Here is a 13,622-nt window from a genome sequence, read left to right on the forward strand (position 1 = left end):
CGCGTAGCGCTCGCCAAATCGAGCGGCAGGGCGCAAATCCTGATTTGCTTGCAGCTTGCAGCTTGCAGCTTGCAGCTTGCAGCTTGCAGCTTGCAGCTTGCAGCCGCTTCAGCCCTGATAACGAATGACGTTGGACAGGTTGCGGTTCGGCTTGGGGTTCTTGCGGTAGAGCAGGGCGACCTTGCCGATCGACTGCACCAGCTCGGCCTTGCCGGCCTCGCACAGGGCGGTGATGGCAGCCTGGCGGTCTTCACGCTCGGCGAGGCGCAGTTGCACCTTGATCAGCTCGTGATCGCTCAGGGCGCGCTCGAGCTCGCCCAGCACGCCTTCGGTCAAACCATTGTCGGCCACGATCAATACAGGTTTCAGGTGGTGGCCGATAGATTTGAATTGTTTCTTCTGCTCTTGAGTGAGCGGCATAATCGTTAGTACCTAATTCGGTCTGGAAAAACGGCGCCTATCTTACCCGAGCCCGCGCTGTTATTCATGACCCGTTGAATCCGAGGTTGCAGTGGCACGTTCCAAGACCAGCCCGCGTTGGCTGAAAGAGCATTTCGACGATCCCTACGTGAAGATGGCGCAGAAGGACGGCTATCGTTCGCGCGCCAGCTACAAGCTGCTGGAGATCCAGGAGAAGGATCGCATCCTGCGCCCCGGCATGACCGTGGTCGATCTGGGCGCTGCTCCGGGTGGCTGGTCGCAGGTCACCAGCCGGGTGATCGGTGACAAGGGGCGGCTGATCGCCTCCGACATCCTGGAAATGGACAGTATTCCCGATGTGGCCTTCATCCAGGGCGACTTCACCGATGATGCTGTATTCGCGGGCATTCTCGAAGCCATCGGAGAAAATCCGGTCGACCTTGTTATTTCCGACATGGCCCCCAATATGAGTGGGGTAAGGGCGGCCGATCAGCCGCGCGCCATGTACCTGTGCGAACTGGCGCTGGATCTGGCCAGCCGCGTGCTGCGCCCAGGTGGCGATTTTCTCATCAAGATTTTCCAGGGTGAAGGCTTCGACCTTTACCACAAGCAGGTGCGGGAAAGTTTCGAGAAGGTGCAGATGCGCAAGCCACTGTCTTCCCGTGACCGTTCCCGCGAGCAGTACCTGCTGGCCCGTGGCTTTCGTGGGGTCTGAGTTGAAACGGGGCGGCCTTGCGCCGGTCTGATGCTGGCAAGTCTCATAAAGGGTTACAGACGGTGCCTGCGGGACGCGGGCGTTTGGTGTAAGTTAGGCGGTATATCATTGGTCGTCATGGGAAGCCTGCTTCGCCACGAGGCCTGCTTCAGAGGGTAGCTAATTGAACGACATGGCAAAGAATCTCATCCTGTGGCTGATCATCGCGGCCGTGCTGGTCACCGTGATGAACAACTTCTCCAGCCCCAACGAGCCGCAGACCCTGAGCTACTCGCAGTTTATCGAGCAGGTCAAGGAAGGTCGCGTCGAGCGCGTCACCGTCGACGGTTACGTGATCACCGGCAAGCGCACCGATGGCGAAGGTTTCAAGACCATTCGTCCGGCCATCCAGGATGGCGGCCTGATCGGTGACCTGATCGACAACAACGTGGTCATCGAGGGCAAGCAGCCGGAGCAACAGAGCATCTGGACGCAGTTGCTGGTGGCCAGTTTCCCGATCCTGGTGATCATCGCGGTGTTCATGTTCTTCATGCGCCAGATGCAGGGCGGTGCTGGCGGCAAGGGCGGGCCGATGAGCTTCGGCAAGTCCAAGGCGCGCCTGCTCTCCGAAGATCAGGTCAAGACCACCTTCGCCGACGTCGCCGGTTGCGACGAGGCCAAGGAAGAGGTCAGCGAGCTGGTGGAATTCCTCCGCGATCCGGGCAAGTTCCAGCGCTTGGGCGGGCGTATCCCACGAGGTGTGCTGATGGTCGGCTCGCCCGGTACCGGCAAGACGCTGCTGGCCAAGGCCGTGGCCGGTGAGGCCAAGGTGCCGTTCTTCACCATTTCCGGTTCCGACTTCGTCGAGATGTTCGTCGGCGTGGGGGCCTCCCGCGTGCGTGACATGTTCGATCAGGCCAAGAAGCACGCGCCCTGCATCATCTTCATCGACGAGATCGATGCTGTCGGTCGCCACCGTGGCGCCGGCATGGGCGGCGGTCACGACGAGCGCGAGCAGACCCTCAACCAGTTGCTGGTGGAGATGGATGGCTTCGAGATGAACGATGGCATCATCGTCATCGCCGCCACCAACCGCCCGGACGTGCTCGACCCGGCGCTGCTGCGTCCCGGCCGTTTCGACCGCCAGGTGGTGGTCGGCCTGCCGGACATCCGCGGTCGTGAACAGATTCTGAAAGTGCACATGCGCAAGGTGCCGATGGGCGACGACGTCAACCCGGCGGTGATCGCCCGTGGTACGCCAGGTTTCTCCGGTGCCGACCTGGCCAACCTGGTGAACGAGGCTTCGCTGTTCGCCGCTCGTGCCGGCAAGCGCCTGGTGGAAATGGCCGAATTCGAGCTGGCCAAGGACAAGATCATGATGGGCGCCGAGCGCAAGACCATGGTCATGTCCGACAAGGAAAAGCTCAACACCGCCTATCACGAGGCCGGGCACGCCATCGTCGGTCGCTTGGTGCCCGAGCATGACCCGGTTTACAAGGTGTCCATCATTCCGCGCGGTCGTGCTCTGGGCGTGACCATGTTCCTGCCGGAAGAGGATCGCTACAGCCTGAGCAAGCGCGCGCTGATCAGCCAGATCTGCTCGTTGTTCGGCGGCCGTATCGCCGAGGAGATGACCCTGGGCTTCGACGGCGTCACCACCGGTGCATCGAACGACATCATGCGCGCCACCCAGCTAGCCAAGAACATGGTCACCAAGTGGGGCCTGTCCGAGAAGCTCGGTCCGCTGATGTATGCCGAGGAAGAGGGCGAAGTGTTCCTCGGTCGCAGCATGGGTAGCCAGAACAGCAACGTCTCCGGCGAAACCGCCAAGCTGATCGATGAAGAGGTGCGCCGCATCATCGACGAGTGCTACGCCACGGCCAAGAAACTGCTGGTGGAGAACCGTGACAAGCTCGACGCCATGGCCGAAGCGCTGATGAAGTACGAGACCATCGACTCCGAGCAGATCGACGACATCATGAACGGTCGCGTGCCCCGTGAGCCGCGTGGCTGGGGCGGCGGTGATTCCGGCAAGCCGCAAGCCAAACCGGATGAAGGTACCCGTCCCGAGGCGCCGATTGGCGGCCCTGCTGCCGAACACTAAGGTTCATCGATGTCCGATGCGCAACTGTTGAGCCGGCTACCCTGTGGTAGCCGGCTTCTTGATTTGACCCGTCCACAAGTGATGGGGATTCTCAACGTTACCCCCGACTCCTTTTCCGATGGTGGCCGCTTCGCTCAGCGCGATGCGGCGCTCCGGCATGCCGAGGCCATGGCCAAGGCTGGGGCCTCGCTGATCGATGTCGGTGGCGAGTCGACCCGTCCCGGTGCCCGTCCGGTTTCGCCGACCGAAGAGCTGGAGCGTGTCGCGCCGGTGGTCGAGGCCATTGCCCGTGAGCTGGACGTGATCGTTTCCGTGGATACTTCGACGCCGGCGGTGATGCGCGAGAGTGCACGACTTGGCGCCGGGCTGATCAACGACGTGCGCTCGCTGCAGCGTGACGGTGCGCTGGACGCCGCTGCCGATACCGGCTTACCCGTGTGCCTGATGCACATGCGTGGCGAGCCCGGCAACATGCAGGACGATCCACGCTATCCCGACATCCTCATCGAGGTGCAGGATTTTCTCGTCGAGCGCATGGCAGCATGCGCCGCAGCGGGCATCCCGGCCGAGCGTATCGTGCTCGATCCTGGCTTCGGTTTTGCCAAGACCCTGGAGCACAATCTCTCGCTGTTTCGTCGTATGGAGCGTCTGCATGCGCTGGGGCGGCCGCTGCTGGTGGGTGTGTCGCGCAAGAGCATGATCGGCAAGGTGCTCGGCCACGAAGTCGGCGGGCGGTTGTATGGCAGTCTGGCATTGGCGGCCCTGGCCTTGACTCAGGGTGCGCATATTTTGCGTGTGCATGATGTCGCCGAGACGGTGGACGTGGTGCGCATGATCGCTGCGGTGCAGGCAGCGCAATAAGCAACAAGAAGGAACGCGTTATGGCTAGAAAGTATTTCGGCACCGATGGTATTCGTGGCCGTGTCGGTGAGTTTCCCATCACCCCTGAATTCGTGCTCAGGCTGGGCTGGGCCGCCGGCATGGCGTTTCGCAAGCAGGGCAAGTGCCGCATTTTGATCGGCAAGGACACGCGCATTTCCGGCTATATGTTCGAGTCCGCGCTGGAAGCGGGCCTGGCCTCTGCCGGTGCCGACGTGCAGTTGCTCGGCCCCATGCCGACGCCAGCCATCGCCTATCTGACGCGCACCTTCCAGGCCGATGCCGGCATCGTCATCAGTGCCTCGCATAACCCTCACGACGACAATGGCATCAAGTTCTTCTCCAGCGAAGGCACCAAGCTGCCCGACGCCGTCGAGCTGATGATCGAGGAACTGCTCGATCAGCCGATGACCGTGGTGGAGTCGGCTGCCATCGGCAAGGCGTCGCGCATCAACGATGCCTCTGGGCGCTACATCGAGTTCTGCAAGGGCAGTGTGCCCACTGGCACCAGCTTCCGCCATCTGAAGATCGTGGTCGATTGCGCCCATGGCGCGGCCTACAAGGTCGCCCCGGCCGTGTTTCGTGAGCTGGGAGCCGAGGTCAAGGTGATGGCGGCCCAGCCGGATGGCCTCAACATCAACCACGAGTGCGGTTCCACCCATATCGCCGGCCTGCAGGCCGAGGTGCTGGCCCAGGGCGCCGATCTCGGCATTGCCTTCGATGGCGATGCCGACCGCGTGCTGATGGTGGATCACACCGGCACCGTGGTTGATGGCGACGAGCTGTTGTTCATCATCGCCCGCGACCTGCAGGAGCGCGGGCGCCTGCATGGCGGTGTGGTCGGCACACTGATGAGCAATCTGGGGCTCGAACTGGCGTTGGCGGAGCTGAGCGTGCCTTTCGTGCGCGCCAAGGTGGGCGACCGCTACGTGATCGCCGAGCTGCAGGCGCGCAATTGGTTGCTTGGCGGCGAGAACTCCGGCCACCTGGTGTGCTTCCAGCACACCACCACCGGCGATGCCATCATCGCCGCGCTGCAGGTGCTGGTGGCGCTCAAGCGTCGTGAGCAGTCGCTGGCCGAAGCGCGCATGGGGGTCAAGAAGTGCCCGCAGGTGCTGATCAACGTGCGCTTTTCCGGTGACCTCGACCCGCTGGAGCACCCGTCGGTGAAGGAAGCCTGTGCGCGGGTGACCGAGCGCATGGCCGGGCGTGGCCGTGTGTTGCTGCGCAAGTCCGGCACCGAGCCGTTGCTGCGGGTCATGGTGGAAGGTGACGATGAGGCGCAGGTACAAGGCTATGCCGATGAATTGGCTAAGATTGTTGCCGAAGTATGCGCATGATTGAGCTTGCTACGCGCTGGGCTCTTGGGTAACATCTGCGCCCTCTTTGATCGACGAGGTAAAGCATGCGTCGCCCCCTGGTTGCTGGTAACTGGAAAATGCACGGTACCCGCGCCAGCGTCGCAGAGCTGATCGAAGGGCTACGTCAGCAGGTATTGCCTGTTGATGTCGACGTCGCGGTATTTCCCTCCAGTCTGCATGTTGCCCAGGTCATCGAGGCGCTGGCAGGCAAGGGGGTGAAGGTCGGGGTGCAGGACTGCGCGGCGCAAGTCGAGCAGGGTGCGCTGACTGGTGAGCTGGCGACCTCGCAACTGGCTGACGCCGGTTGTGAGTTTGTGCTGGTGGGTCATTCCGAGCGTCGCCTGATCCTGGGTGAAAGTGACGATGTGGTCGTGCGCAAGTTCGCCGCGGTGCAGGCAGCGGGATTGATCCCTGTGCTCTGTCTCGGTGAAACCCGCGAGCAGCGTGAGTCGAATACGACGCTGAGCGTGGTGGGTGGCCAGTTGGCGGCGGTGATCGACGCCCTGGGTGTCGGCTCGCTTGGAAATGCCGTCGTGGCCTATGAGCCTGTCTGGGCCATTGGCACCGGCTTGACCGCTACGCCCGAGCAGGCTCAGGAAGTGCACGCTGCCATCCGCGCGCAGGTTGCGCAATTGGATGCCGGTGTGGCGAGCGGGCTGAGAATTCTTTATGGCGGCAGCGTCAAGGCCGCCAGTGCAGCCGAGTTGTTTGGCATGCAGGATATCGATGGGGGGCTTGTGGGTGGAGCCTCTCTGAATGCGGATGAATTCGGCGCGATCTGTCGCGCTGCAGGAAACTGAAGAATGCTGGAAACAGTCGTAGTGGTTCTGCACCTGATGGGTGCGATCGGTATTGTGGCGCTGGTGCTGTTGCAGCAGGGCAAGGGTGCTGATGCGGGTGCTTCTTTCGGTGCTGGTGCTTCGGCAACTGTATTCGGAAGCCAAGGTTCCTCTACCTTTCTGAGTAAGTTTACTGGTATACTCGCCGCAGCTTTTTTCATTACCAGCTTGGGTTTAGCGTTCTTTGCTAAAGAAAAAGCTGAAGCACTGACACAGGTTGGTCTGCCAGATCCAGCGGTTCTGGAAGTCCAGCAAAAACCGGCAGCAGAAGATGTGCCGGTGCTCGAAGAGCAGAAGGCACCTGCATCCGATGCGTCGGACGTGCCGGAGGCTCCAAAGCAGTAACCGTTTTGCCGAGGTGGTGGAATTGGTAGACACGCTACCTTGAGGTGGTAGTGGCCATAGGCTGTAGGGGTTCGAGTCCCCTCCTCGGTACCATACTCAAGAAAGCCCGCAGTTCGCGGGCTTTCTTGTTGCTGGAGTGTTTGGTTGACCCTCGCCAGGGGGTGGCCGTATAATTCCGGCCCGGCTTTGACGCGGGGTGGAGCAGTCTGGTAGCTCGTCGGGCTCATAACCCGAAGGTCGTAGGTTCAAATCCTGCCCCCGCAACCAGTTTCAGCAGGCCCCTTTTCAGGGGCTTTTTGTTAGCTGAAAGACAATGCCCGCAGGTATTTCCGGTGGGTTGAAGGGATGGGCGTTTCGCCCATTTTTTATTTGCACAGCATGCACGAGGGCCGTTAAGTGTCGAGCAAGCTAGAACAGTTGCAGGCCTTGTTGGCCCCGGTAGTCGAAGCGCTTGGCTATCAATGCTGGGGCATCGAGTTCCTGTCGCAGGGGCGTCATTCGCTGCTGCGTGTCTATATCGACAAGGCCGATGGCATTCTCATCGACGATTGCGAGATCGTCAGCCGTCAGCTCAGTGGTGTACTGGATGTCGAGGATCCGATTACCTCGGAGTACACCCTGGAAGTTTCCTCTCCCGGCATGGATCGTCCACTGTTCACCCTGGAACAGTTCGCGGCGCACGTCGGTGAGCAGGCAAAGATCAAGCTGCGTTCGCCCTTCGAGGGGCGCCGCAACTTTCAGGGCCTTCTCCGTGGTGTGGAGGAGCAGGACGTGGTGGTACAGGTGGATGACCACGAGTACCTGTTGCCGATCGATCTGATCGACAAGGCCAATATCATCCCCCGATTTGATTGAGACGCGCATCCCGCGTTGCCCTACCAGCCCTTGGCCTGCAGGTATTCTGCACAGGAACGCGGGGCGAGCAGGGGGTAATGCAGATTGCGCGAACACAGCGCGACATCGCACGAACGTAGCGCCAATGGCGTGAAAGTGGTGCGGGTTGCGTGGATCCAATGGATTGCGAAAGGCGAGGCGTACGATGAGCAAAGAAGTACTGCTAGTTGTTGAGTCGGTATCCAACGAAAAAGGTGTACCGGCCGGCGTGATTTTCGAGGCGCTGGAGCTGGCTCTGGCGACCGCTACCAAGAAGCGTTTCGAGGACGAGGTCGACCTGCGCGTGTCGATCAATCGTCAGAATGGTAGCTACGAAACCTTCCGTCGCTGGACCGTGGTCGACGAATCGGAGTTCGAGGATCCGGCCTACCAACTGACCGACGACATGCCGCAGGCCGTCGAGGCCAACGCCAAGATCGGTGACGTGCTCGAAGAGAAGATCGAGTCCATCGAGTTCGGCCGTATCGCCGCGCAAACCGCCAAGCAGGTCATCGTGCAGAAGGTGCGTGAAGCCGAGCGTGCACAGGTGGTCGACGCCTATCGCGAGCGCCTGGGCGAGATCATCTCCGGTACCGTGAAGAAGGTCACCCGCGACAGCGTCATCGTCGATCTGGGCAACAACGCCGAAGCGCTGCTGGCCCGTGAGGACATCATTCCGCGCGAGACTTTCCGCGTCGGTGTGCGTCTGCGTGCCCTGCTCAAGGAAATCCGCACCGAGAACCGTGGCCCGCAACTGATCCTGTCGCGTACCGCACCGGAAATGCTGATCGAGCTGTTCCGCATCGAAGTGCCGGAAATCGCCGAAGGCCTGATCGAGGTCAAGGGCGCCTCCCGCGATCCGGGCTCGCGCGCCAAGATCGCCGTGCGCTCCAAGGACAAGCGTATCGACCCGCAGGGTGCCTGCATCGGCATGCGCGGTTCGCGCGTACAGGCCGTGTCCGGCGAGCTGGGCGGTGAACGCGTAGACATCGTGCTGTGGGACGACAACCCTGCGCAGTTCGTCATCAACGCCATGTCGCCGGCCGAAGTGGCAGCGATCATCGTCGACGAAGACGCCCACGCCATGGATATCGCCGTGGCGGCGGACAACCTGGCTCAGGCCATCGGCCGTGGTGGCCAGAACGTGCGCCTGGCCAGTCAGTTGACTGGCTGGACGCTGAACGTCATGACCGAAGCCGACATCCAGGCCAAGCAACAGGCTGAAACCGGCGACATCATGCAGTCCTTCATCGACGAGCTGGAGGTCGACGAAGAACTGGCCCAAGTCCTGGTCGAAGAGGGTTTCACCAGTCTCGAAGAGATTGCCTACGTACCCATGGAAGAAATGCTCAGCATCGATGGCTTCGACGAGGAGATCGTCAACGAGCTGCGCGCGCGAGCCAAGGATCGTCTGCTGACCAAGGCGATCGCCAACGAGGAGAAGTTGGCCGATGCCCATCCAGCGGATGACCTGCTGGAAGTCGAGGGTATGGACAAGGCGCTGGCTCTGGAGCTGGCGCTGCGCGGCGTGATTACCCGTGAAGACCTGGCCGAGCAGTCGATTGACGACTTGCTCGACATCGACGGCATCGACGAAGAGCGTGCCGGCAAGCTGATCATGGCCGCCCGAGCCCATTGGTTCGAGTAAGCGGTTGCGGCCTGAGGAGAAAGATGCATGACGCAAGTCACGGTGAAAGAACTGGCCAAAGTGGTCGACACCCCGGTCGAACGCCTGCTGCAGCAGATGCGTGAGGCTGGCCTGTCCCACAGCAGTGCCGAACAAGTGGTAACCGATAGTGAGAAGCAAGCCTTGCTTGCCCATCTCAAGAGCAGTCACGGCGACAAGAAGGTCGAAGAGCCGCGCAAGATCACCTTGCAGCGCAAGACCACCAGCACCCTGCGCGTGGCTGGCAGCAAGACCATCAGCGTGGAAGTGCGCAAGAAGAAGACCTTCGTCAAGCGCAGCCCGGAAGAGCTGGAAGCCGAGAAGCAGCGCGAGCTGGAGGCCCAGCGTGCCGAGGCCGAGGCCGCGCGCCTGAAGGCCGAGGAAGAAGCCAAGCGCAAGGCCGAAGAAGAGGCCAAGCGTCAGGCGGCCGAAGCTGCGGTCGCTACCCCGGCGGCGCCGGCTGCCACCCCGGCAGTGGCCAGCGAACCGGTGGCGACCGTCGCCGCTCCGGTGATCGAGGTCGAGCGCAAGAAAGAAGAAGTGCGTCGCCCCGAGAAGGCGCGCAGCGACGAGGACGAGCGTCGCGAGCGCAAGCACGCCCAGCATCGCCCGACCCTCAAGGAAAAGGCGCCGGCACCTCGCGTTGCGCCGCGTAGCGTCGACGAAGAGAGCGATGGCTTCCGTCGTGGCGGTCGTGGCAAGGCCAAGATGAAGAAGCGCAACCAGCACGGTTTCCAGAGCCCGACTGGCCCGATCGTGCGCGACGTGTCCATTGGCGAGACCATCACCGTTTCCGATCTAGCCCAGCAAATGGCCATCAAGGGTGCGGAAATCGTCAAGTTCATGTTCAAGATGGGCACTCCGGTGACCATCAACCAGGTGCTGGATCAGGAAACCGCGCAACTGGTCGCCGAAGAGTTCGGCCACAAGGTCAAGCTGGTCAGCGACAACGCCTTGGAAGAGCAACTGGCCGAATCCCTGAAGTACGAGGGTGAAGCCATTCACCGTGCGCCGGTGGTGACCGTGATGGGTCACGTCGACCACGGCAAGACTTCCCTGCTTGACTACATCCGTCGTGCCAAGGTGGCATCCGGCGAGGCCGGTGGTATCACCCAGCACATCGGTGCCTACCACGTGGAAACCGATCGCGGCATGATCACCTTCCTCGATACCCCCGGTCACGCGGCGTTCACCCAGATGCGTGCCCGTGGTGCCAAGGCCACCGACATCGTCATCCTCGTCGTCGCTGCTGACGACGGCGTGATGCCGCAGACCCAGGAAGCCGTGCAGCACGCGAAAGCGGCTGGCGTACCCATCGTGGTCGCGGTGAACAAGATGGACAAGCCGGAAGCCAACCCGGACAACATCAAGAACGGCCTGGCCGCGCTGGACGTGATTCCGGAAGAGTGGGGCGGCGACGCACCCTTCGTACCGGTTTCCGCCAAGGCTGGTACCGGTATCGACGAACTGCTCGAGGCTGTGCTGCTGCAGGCCGAGGTGCTGGAACTCACGGCCATGCCGTCGGCGCCTGGCCGTGGCGTGGTGGTCGAATCGCGTCTGGACAAGGGCCGTGGCCCGGTGGCCACCGTGCTGGTGCAGGACGGTACGCTGCGTCAGGGTGACATGGTGCTGGTCGGCGTCAACTATGGCCGCGTGCGCGCCATGCTCGACGAGAACGGCAAGTCGATCAAGGAAGCCGGCCCGTCCATTCCGGTCGAGATCCTCGGCCTCGATGGCACGCCGGATGCCGGTGACGAGATGATGGTGGTGGCCGACGAGAAGAAGGCCCGCGAGGTCGCACTGTTCCGTCAGGGCAAGTTCCGCGAAGTCAAGTTGGCCCGCGCCCACGCCGGCAAGCTGGAAAACATCTTCGAGAACATGGGCCAGGAAGAGAAGAAAACCCTCAACATCGTGCTCAAGGCCGACGTGCGTGGTTCTTTGGAAGCCCTGCAGGGCTCGCTCAGCACCCTCGGCAACGACGAAGTGCAGGTGCGCGTGGTCGGTGGCGGCGTCGGTGGTATCACCGAGTCCGATGCCAACCTGGCGCTGGCTTCCAATGCCGTGCTGTTCGGCTTCAACGTCCGTGCTGACGCCGGTGCGCGCAAGATCGTCGAGTCCGAAGGCCTCGACATGCGCTACTACAATGTCATCTACGACATCATCGAAGACGTCAAGAAGGCGCTCACCGGCATGCTCGGCAGCGACGTTCGCGAGAACATCCTGGGCACCGCCGAAGTGCGTGACGTGTTCCGTTCGCCGAAGTTCGGCGCCGTCGCTGGCTGCATGGTCATCGAGGGTACCGTTTACCGCAACCGTCCGATCCGCGTACTGCGCGAGGACGTGGTGATCTTCGAGGGCGAGCTGGAATCGCTGCGTCGCTTCAAGGACGACGTCGCCGAAGTGCGTAACGGCATGGAGTGCGGTATCGCCGTGAAGAGCTACAACGACGTCAAGGTCGGCGACAAGATCGAAGTGTTCGAGAAGGTCCAGGTGGCGCGCAGCCTGTAAACACAACTGCAAGCCTCAAGCGGCAAGCTTCAAGAGGTGGCCTGGCCCACCTGTTGAGCTTGCCGTTTGGCTTTTTGGTATTTTTTAGCTTGAAGCTTAGAGCTTGAAGCTTGAGGCAGCTTTTATGGCCAAAGATTACAGCCGTACCCAGCGTATCGGCGATCAGATGCAACGCGAACTGGCGACGCTGATCCAGCGCGAGATCAAGGATCCGCGCCTGGGTCTGGTGACCATCACCGCAGTGGACGTCAGCCGCGACCTGTCCCATGCCAAGGTGTTCATCACCGTCATGGGCAAGGACGACGATGCCGAGCAGATCAAGCTCAACCTGGAGATTCTTTCCGAGGCGGCCGGCTACCTGCGCATGCTGCTGGGCAAATCGATGAAGGTGCGTACCATCCCGCAATTGCACTTCCAGTACGACGCCAGCATTCGCCGTGGCGCCGAGCTGTCGGCGCTGATCGAGCGCGCGGTAGCGGAAGATCGCAAGCACCAGGATGGCGGTGAGGACTGAGCGTGGCGCAGGTCAAACGTATTCGTCGCAAGGTCGATGGCATCATCCTGCTCGACAAACCCCTCGGCTTTACCTCCAACGCGGCGCTGCAGAAGGTGCGCTGGCTGCTCAACGCCGAGAAGGCCGGGCACACCGGCAGCCTCGACCCGTTGGCCACCGGCGTGCTGCCGCTGTGCTTCGGTGAGGCGACCAAGTTCTCCCAGTACCTGCTCGATGCCGACAAGGGCTACGAGACCGTCGCCCAGCTTGGCGTGACCACCACCACCGGCGATGCCGAGGGTGATGTGCTCGAGCGTCGCCCGGTGACCGTTGGTCGCAGCGAAATCGAAGCGCTGTTGCCGCGTTTTCGTGGGGAAATCAAGCAGATACCACCGATGTACTCGGCCTTGAAGAAGGATGGCCAGCCTCTCTACAAACTGGCCCGTGCAGGGGAAGTAGTGGAGCGCGAAGCGCGTTCTGTTACTATTGCGCGCCTGGAATTGCTGGCTCTCGACGGCGAGCAGGCGCGTCTGTCGGTGGACTGCAGCAAAGGCACCTACATTCGCACCCTGGTCGAAGATCTCGGCCAGTTGCTCGGTTGTGGCGCCCACGTGGCGCAGTTGCGCCGCACCAAGGCCGGCCCGTTCGACCTGGCACGTACCGTGACCCTGGAAGAACTGGAAGCGGTACATGCCGAAGGCGGCAGTGCGGCACTGGATCGCTTCCTGCAGCCGGTCGACGCCGGTTTGCAGGATTGGCCGCTGCTGCAGCTCTCCGAGCACAGCGCGTTCTACTGGCTGCAAGGGCAGCCGGTGCGTGCGCCGGAGGCGCCGAAGTTCGGCATGCTGCGGGTGCAGGATCACAATGGTCGCTTCATCGGTATCGGTGAAGTGAGTGACGATGGGCGTATCGCGCCGCGTCGCTTGATCAATACTGGCGCGTGAGCGCCGAAGAGTTCAGCCGAAATGGCTGAACGCCTGATGACGAAAAGTTCGTCAGGTGTAACGAGGGTGGCTGTCAGTAGGCACGGTCATGCCTCTTTTTAAAACACGGGAAGCGATTCCCGGCCTATTGAGACTGCTTCGGCAGTCTCCAGATGAGAGGAAGCCAACATGGCACTCAGCGTTGAAGAAAAAGCCCAGATCGTAAACGAGTACAAGCAAGCTGAAGGCGATACCGGTAGCCCGGAAGTGCAGGTTGCCCTGCTGACCGCCAACATCAACAAGCTGCAGGATCACTTCAAGGCCAACGGCAAGGATCACCACAGCCGTCGCGGTCTGATCCGCATGGTAAACCAGCGCCGTAAGCTGCTGGACTACCTCAAGGGTAAGGACACCTCTCGTTACAGCGCCCTGATCGGTCGCCTGGGCCTGCGTCGTTAACAGACGCGAGCTGCACAAGTTGGAAGCTGGGAGTTCGGCGTCGCGAGTGGGGAGTGAT

General features: G+C 61.7%; 13 protein-coding genes and 2 tRNA genes. 14 read left to right on the top strand and 1 reads right to left on the bottom strand.

The window, feature by feature from the left end:
- Window positions 1-108: 108 nt before the first annotated feature.
- Window positions 109-420 (bottom strand): ribosome assembly RNA-binding protein YhbY, encoded by a 312-nt coding sequence (yhbY, locus tag PVE35_RS04510; RefSeq protein WP_268181602.1) that lies wholly within the window; start codon window positions 418-420, stop codon window positions 109-111.
- Between the two features lie 91 nt (window positions 421-511).
- Here yhbY and rlmE point away from each other — a divergent pair, with 91 nt between their 5' ends.
- From rlmE to rpsO, 14 genes are all read left to right on the top strand, one after another.
- Window positions 512-1,135 (top strand): 23S rRNA (uridine(2552)-2'-O)-methyltransferase RlmE, encoded by a 624-nt coding sequence (gene rlmE, locus PVE35_RS04515; protein ID WP_277373933.1) that lies wholly within the window; start codon window positions 512-514, stop codon window positions 1,133-1,135.
- A 172-nt stretch (window positions 1,136-1,307) separates the two neighbouring features.
- Complete coding sequence (gene ftsH / locus PVE35_RS04520) at window positions 1,308-3,218, top strand: ATP-dependent zinc metalloprotease FtsH (protein WP_268181604.1); 1,911 nt, start codon at window positions 1,308-1,310, stop codon at window positions 3,216-3,218.
- A gap of 9 nt (window positions 3,219-3,227) precedes the next feature.
- Window positions 3,228-4,079, top strand: a complete 852-nt coding sequence (gene folP / locus PVE35_RS04525; RefSeq protein WP_268181605.1) for a dihydropteroate synthase — start codon at window positions 3,228-3,230, stop codon at window positions 4,077-4,079.
- Window positions 4,080-4,099: 20 nt separating this feature from the next.
- Window positions 4,100-5,437 carry a phosphoglucosamine mutase gene (glmM, locus tag PVE35_RS04530; RefSeq protein WP_277373934.1) on the top strand — a complete coding sequence of 446 codons (1,338 nt, stop codon included), beginning with the start codon at window positions 4,100-4,102 and terminating at the stop codon, window positions 5,435-5,437.
- A 65-nt stretch (window positions 5,438-5,502) separates the two neighbouring features.
- On the top strand, window positions 5,503-6,258 hold the full coding sequence (tpiA, locus tag PVE35_RS04535; protein WP_277373935.1) for a triose-phosphate isomerase: 756 nt from the start codon (window positions 5,503-5,505) through the stop codon (window positions 6,256-6,258).
- A 3-nt stretch (window positions 6,259-6,261) separates the two neighbouring features.
- Window positions 6,262-6,642 carry a preprotein translocase subunit SecG gene (gene secG, locus PVE35_RS04540; protein ID WP_268181609.1) on the top strand — a complete coding sequence of 127 codons (381 nt, stop codon included), beginning with the start codon at window positions 6,262-6,264 and terminating at the stop codon, window positions 6,640-6,642.
- Window positions 6,643-6,649: 7 nt separating this feature from the next.
- Window positions 6,650-6,735, top strand: a tRNA-Leu gene (locus PVE35_RS04545).
- A 97-nt stretch (window positions 6,736-6,832) separates the two neighbouring features.
- A tRNA-Met gene (locus PVE35_RS04550) sits at window positions 6,833-6,909 on the top strand.
- A gap of 129 nt (window positions 6,910-7,038) precedes the next feature.
- Window positions 7,039-7,497, top strand: coding sequence for a ribosome maturation factor RimP (rimP, locus tag PVE35_RS04555; protein WP_268181611.1), 459 nt, complete (start codon window positions 7,039-7,041; stop codon window positions 7,495-7,497).
- Window positions 7,498-7,681: 184 nt separating this feature from the next.
- Complete coding sequence (nusA, locus tag PVE35_RS04560; protein ID WP_268181613.1) at window positions 7,682-9,163, top strand: transcription termination factor NusA; 1,482 nt, start codon at window positions 7,682-7,684, stop codon at window positions 9,161-9,163.
- A 27-nt stretch (window positions 9,164-9,190) separates the two neighbouring features.
- Window positions 9,191-11,689: a translation initiation factor IF-2 gene (infB, locus tag PVE35_RS04565; protein ID WP_268181615.1), complete on the top strand. Its 2,499-nt coding sequence runs from the start codon at window positions 9,191-9,193 to the stop codon at window positions 11,687-11,689.
- A gap of 124 nt (window positions 11,690-11,813) precedes the next feature.
- Window positions 11,814-12,203, top strand: coding sequence for a 30S ribosome-binding factor RbfA (gene rbfA, locus PVE35_RS04570; protein ID WP_268181617.1), 390 nt, complete (start codon window positions 11,814-11,816; stop codon window positions 12,201-12,203).
- 2 nt (window positions 12,204-12,205) lie between these two features.
- Window positions 12,206-13,126, top strand: a complete 921-nt coding sequence (gene truB / locus PVE35_RS04575) for a tRNA pseudouridine(55) synthase TruB (protein WP_268181620.1) — start codon at window positions 12,206-12,208, stop codon at window positions 13,124-13,126.
- 168 nt (window positions 13,127-13,294) lie between these two features.
- A complete protein-coding gene (gene rpsO / locus PVE35_RS04580; protein ID WP_187670332.1) occupies window positions 13,295-13,564 on the top strand; it encodes a 30S ribosomal protein S15 in 270 nt (89 codons plus the stop codon).
- Window positions 13,565-13,622 lie beyond the last annotated feature (58 nt).

Source organism: Pseudomonas sp. AA-38, from assembly GCF_029457475.1.
In the GTDB taxonomy this organism is placed as follows: Bacteria; Pseudomonadota; Gammaproteobacteria; order Pseudomonadales; family Pseudomonadaceae; genus Aquipseudomonas.